The sequence below is a fragment of the Asanoa hainanensis genome (assembly GCF_900188485.1).
Lineage (GTDB): Bacteria > Actinomycetota > Actinomycetes > Mycobacteriales > Micromonosporaceae > Asanoa > Asanoa hainanensis.
This window is the reverse complement of record NZ_FZPH01000039.1, coordinates 1-5,124: the sequence shown is the minus strand read 5'-3', so window position 1 is coordinate 5,124 and position 5,124 is coordinate 1. Positions and strand designations below refer to the sequence as shown.

2 rRNA genes are annotated in these 5,124 nt (G+C 57.5%); both read left to right on the top strand.

Annotation, left to right across the window (positions count from 1 at the left end):
* The first annotated feature begins 114 nt into the window (after positions 1-114).
* Positions 115-1,630 (top strand): 16S ribosomal RNA (locus CHC05_RS40425).
* Positions 1,631-1,981: 351 nt separating this feature from the next.
* Positions 1,982-5,091 (top strand): 23S ribosomal RNA (locus CHC05_RS40420).
* The 16S and 23S rRNA genes sit together here, the layout of an rRNA operon.
* Positions 5,092-5,124 lie beyond the last annotated feature (33 nt).

Here is a 5,124-nt window from a genome sequence, read left to right as displayed (position 1 = left end):
GGTGTGTGTTTGTTCTTTGAGAACTCAACAGGGTGTTTGATAAGCCAGTGCCAATTGTGTTTGATTTTGGCATCCGTTAATTATGGTTGCCAGGTCGCTTTTTAACAAAGGTTTTTGTTGGAGAGTTTGATCCTGGCTCAGGACGAACGCTGGCGGCGTGCTTAACACATGCAAGTCGAGCGGAAAGGCCCTTCGGGGTACTCGAGCGGCGAACGGGTGAGTAACACGTGAGTAACCTGCCCTGGACTTTGGGATAACCCTCGGAAACGGGGGCTAATACCGGATACCTCCTTCTGGCCGCATGGTTGGTTGGGGAAAGTTTTTCGGTCTGGGATGGGCTCGCGGCCTATCAGCTTGTTGGTGGGGTGATGGCCTACCAAGGCGACGACGGGTAGCCGGCCTGAGAGGGCGACCGGCCACACTGGGACTGAGACACGGCCCAGACTCCTACGGGAGGCAGCAGTGGGGAATATTGCACAATGGGCGGAAGCCTGATGCAGCGACGCCGCGTGAGGGATGACGGCCTTCGGGTTGTAAACCTCTTTCAGCAGGGACGAAGCGCAAGTGACGGTACCTGCAGAAGAAGCGCCGGCCAACTACGTGCCAGCAGCCGCGGTAAGACGTAGGGCGCGAGCGTTGTCCGGATTTATTGGGCGTAAAGAGCTCGTAGGCGGCTTGTCGCGTCGGCTGTGAAATCCCGTGGCTCAACTGCGGGCTTGCAGCCGATACGGGCAGGCTAGAGTTCGGTAGGGGAGACTGGAATTCCTGGTGTAGCGGTGAAATGCGCAGATATCAGGAGGAACACCGGTGGCGAAGGCGGGTCTCTGGGCCGATACTGACGCTGAGGAGCGAAAGCGTGGGGAGCGAACAGGATTAGATACCCTGGTAGTCCACGCTGTAAACGTTGGGCGCTAGGTGTGGGGGGCCTCTCCGGTCCTCTGTGCCGCAGCTAACGCATTAAGCGCCCCGCCTGGGGAGTACGGCCGCAAGGCTAAAACTCAAAGGAATTGACGGGGGCCCGCACAAGCGGCGGAGCATGCGGATTAATTCGATGCAACGCGAAGAACCTTACCTGGGTTTGACATCACCGCAAAACTTCCAGAGATGGGAGGTCCTTCGGGGGCGGTGACAGGTGGTGCATGGCTGTCGTCAGCTCGTGTCGTGAGATGTTGGGTTAAGTCCCGCAACGAGCGCAACCCTCGTTCGATGTTGCCAGCGGGTTATGCCGGGGACTCATCGAAGACTGCCGGGGTCAACTCGGAGGAAGGTGGGGATGACGTCAAGTCATCATGCCCCTTATGTCCAGGGCTTCACGCATGCTACAATGGCCGGTACAATGGGCTGCGATACCGTGAGGTGGAGCGAATCCCAAAAAGCCGGTCTCAGTTCGGATCGGGGTCTGCAACTCGACCCCGTGAAGTCGGAGTCGCTAGTAATCGCAGATCAGCAACGCTGCGGTGAATACGTTCCCGGGCCTTGTACACACCGCCCGTCACGTCACGAAAGTCGGCAACACCCGAAGCCGGTGGCCCAACCCTTGTGGAGGGAGCCGTCGAAGGTGGGGCTGGCGATTGGGACGAAGTCGTAACAAGGTAGCCGTACCGGAAGGTGCGGCTGGATCACCTCCTTTCTAAGGAGCACCTCCTGGCGAAAGCCGGGTAGGAGCCCGCCGCCTCCGAATGTGGGGTGGGGGTGCTCAATGGCGGAGACACTGGCTTAGCTTTCTCTGGCAACGGCCACATTTGCTCTAGTACACACGCTTGCGTGAAGGAACGAGCTCGATGGTGCGGCTGGAGAAGCACTAAACACCCTGTTGGGTCCTGAAAGAACAAGCGCTGAGCTTGTCTTTCGGATCGAAGCTGCCAGGCATGGCCTGGCCCGCTCATACCGCCGGCGCTGAGGCGCTGGGTCTGGTGGTGGGTCTGTGGGTTGTGGGTTGGTTGTTTGTTGAGAATTGCACAGTGGACGCGAGCATCTTTGTGGTCAAGTTGTCAAGGGCGAACGGTGGATGCCTTGGCACCAGGAGCCGATGAAGGACGTGGGAGGCCGCGATAGGCCTGGGGGAGCTGTCAACCTAGCTGTGATCCCAGGGTGTCCGAATGGGGTAACCCGGCACCAGTTATGTGGTGTCACCCGCACCTGAATTCATAGGGTGTGTGGAGGGAACGCGGGGAAGTGAAACATCTCAGTACCCGTAGGAAGAGAAAACAATAGTGATTCCGTGAGTAGTGGCGAGCGAAAGCGGATTGAGCCTAAACCGGTTGCGTGTGATACCTGTCAGGGGTTGCGTGGTCGGGGTTGTGGGACATCGCGGACTGGGCTGACAACCAGTCGAGGAGTTACAAAGCCAGTTGTTAGTCGAATGGTCTGGAAAGGCCGACCGTAGACGGTGATAGTCCGGTAGGTGAAAGCGACTGGTCTTCTGTGGTTGTTCCCGAGTAGCGGCGGACCCCTGTAATCTGCCGTGAATCTGCCAGGACCACCTGGTAAGGCTGAATACTTCCTGGTGACCGATAGCGGACGAGTACCGTGAGGGAATGGTGAAAAGTACCCCGGGAGGGGAGTGAAATAGTACCTGAAACCGTTCGCCTACAATCCGTCGGAGCCTTGAGGGGTGACGGCGTGCCTTTTGAAGAATGAGCCTGCGAGTTAGTGGCACGTGGCGAGGTTAACCCGTGTGGGGGAGCCGTAGCGAAAGCGAGTCCGAATAGGGCGTTGAGTCGCGTGTTCTAGACCCGAAGCGGAGTGATCTAGCCATGGGCAGGCTGAAGCGCGGGTAAGACCGCGTGGAGGGCCGAACCCACCAACGTTGAAAAGTTGGGGGATGACCTGTGGTTAGGGGTGAAAGGCCAATCAAACTCCGTGATAGCTGGTTCTCCCCGAAATGCATTTAGGTGCAGCGTCGCGTGTTTCTTGCCGGAGGTAGAGCACTGGATGGTCTAGGGGGCCTACAAGCTTACCGAAATCAGCCAAACTCCGAATGCCGGTAAGTGAGAGCGCGGCAGTGAGACTGCGGGGGATAAGCTTCGTAGTCGAGAGGGAAACAGCCCAGATCACCAGCTAAGGCCCCTAAGCGTGTGCTAAGTGGAAAAGGATGTGGGGTCGCTTAGACAACCAGGAGGTTGGCTTAGAAGCAGCCACCCTTTAAAGAGTGCGTAATAGCTCACTGGTCAAGTGGTTCCGCGCCGACAATGTAGCGGGGCTCAAGTACACCGCCGAAGCTGTGGCATTCACATATTAACCAGGTTGTCGTTTTCGGACGATGATCCAGGTGTGTGGATGGGTAGGGGAGCGTCGTGCCGCGGGTGAAGCAGCCGAGTGATCGAGTTGTGGACGCGGTACGAGTGAGAATGCAGGCATGAGTAGCGCAAGAAGGGTGAGAAACCCTTCCGCCGGATGACCAAGGGTTCCAGGGCCAGGCTAATCCGCCCTGGGTGAGTCGGGACCTAAGGCGAGGCCGAGAGGCGTAGTCGATGGACAACGGGTTGATATTCCCGTACCCGCGAAAGAGCGTCCCTGATGAACCTCACTGTGCTAACCACCCAAACCGCCGGCGGCCTTCGGGTCAATGGTGGGGAGCGTGGGAACCTGGTGGGTAGTAGTCAAGCGATGGGGTGACGCAGGAAGGTAGCTGATCCCGGCCGGTGGTTGTGCCGGGGTAAGCGTGTAGCCCGCACCATAGGCAAATCCGTGGTGCATGGAGGGTGAGACGTGATGCCGAGCCGATTCAGGTGAAGTCAGTGATCCTATGCTGCCGAGAAAAGCCTCTAGCGAGTTCTTAGCGGCCCGTACCCCAAACCGACACAGGTGGTCAGGTAGAGAATACCAAGGCGACGGGCGAACTGTGGTTAAGGAACTCGGCAAATTACCCCCGTAACTTCGGGAGAAGGGGGGCCGGACACGTGAAGCAACACGCTTGTGGAGCGTGGTATGGCCGCAGAGACCAGGGGGAAGCGACTGTTTACTAAAAACACAGGTCCATGCGAAGAAGTAATTCGATGTATATGGACTGACGCCTGCCCGGTGCTGGAACGTTAAGGGGACCTGTTAGCTCTTCGGGGCGAAGCGGAGAACTTAAGCGCCAGTAAACGGCGGTGGTAACTATAACCATCCTAAGGTAGCGAAATTCCTTGTCGGGTAAGTTCCGACCTGCACGAATGGCGTAACGACTTCCCTACTGTCTCAACCACAGGCCCGGCGAAATTGCATTACGAGTAAAGATGCTCGTTACGCGCGGCAGGACGGAAAGACCCCGGGACCTTTACTATAGCTTGACATTGGTATCTGAGTTAGCTTGTGTAGGATAGGTGGGAGCCGGTGAAGCTCGTACGCCAGTACGGGTGGAGGCAATCTTGAAATACCACTCTGGTTGATTCGGGTATCTAACTTCGGACCGTTATCCGGTTCAGGGACAGTGTCTGGTGGGTAGTTTAACTGGGGCGGTTGCCTCCTAAAGAGTAACGGAGGCGCCCAAAGGTTCCCTCAGCCTGGTTGGCAATCAGGTGTTGAGTGTAAGTGCACAAGGGAGCTTGACTGTGAGACTGACAGGTCGAGCAGGGACGAAAGTCGGGACTAGTGATCCGGCACCGGCATGTGGAAGCGGTGTCGCTCAACGGATAAAAGGTACCCCGGGGATAACAGGCTGATCTTCCCCAAGAGTCCATATCGACGGGATGGTTTGGCACCTCGATGTCGGCTCGTCGCATCCTGGGGCTGTAGCAGGTCCCAAGGGTTGGGCTGTTCGCCCATTAAAGCGGTACGCGAGCTGGGTTTAGAACGTCGTGAGACAGTTCGGTCCCTATCCGCCGTGCGCGTAGGATACTTGAGAAGGGCTGTCCCTAGTACGAGAGGACCGGGACGGACGAACCTCTGGTGTGCCAGTTGTCCCGCCAGGGGCACGGCTGGTTAGCTACGTTCGGAAGGGATAACCGCTGAAAGCATCTAAGCGGGAAGCTCGCTTCAAGATGAGGTATCCCACCCACACTTGTGTGGGGTAAGGCCCCCAGCTAGACCACTGGGTTGATAGGCAGGAAATGTAAGCCCGGTAACGGGTTCAGTTGACCTGTACTAATAGGCCGAGGACTTGACCTACAAAGCTGCTACGCGTCCACTGTGCAACTCCCG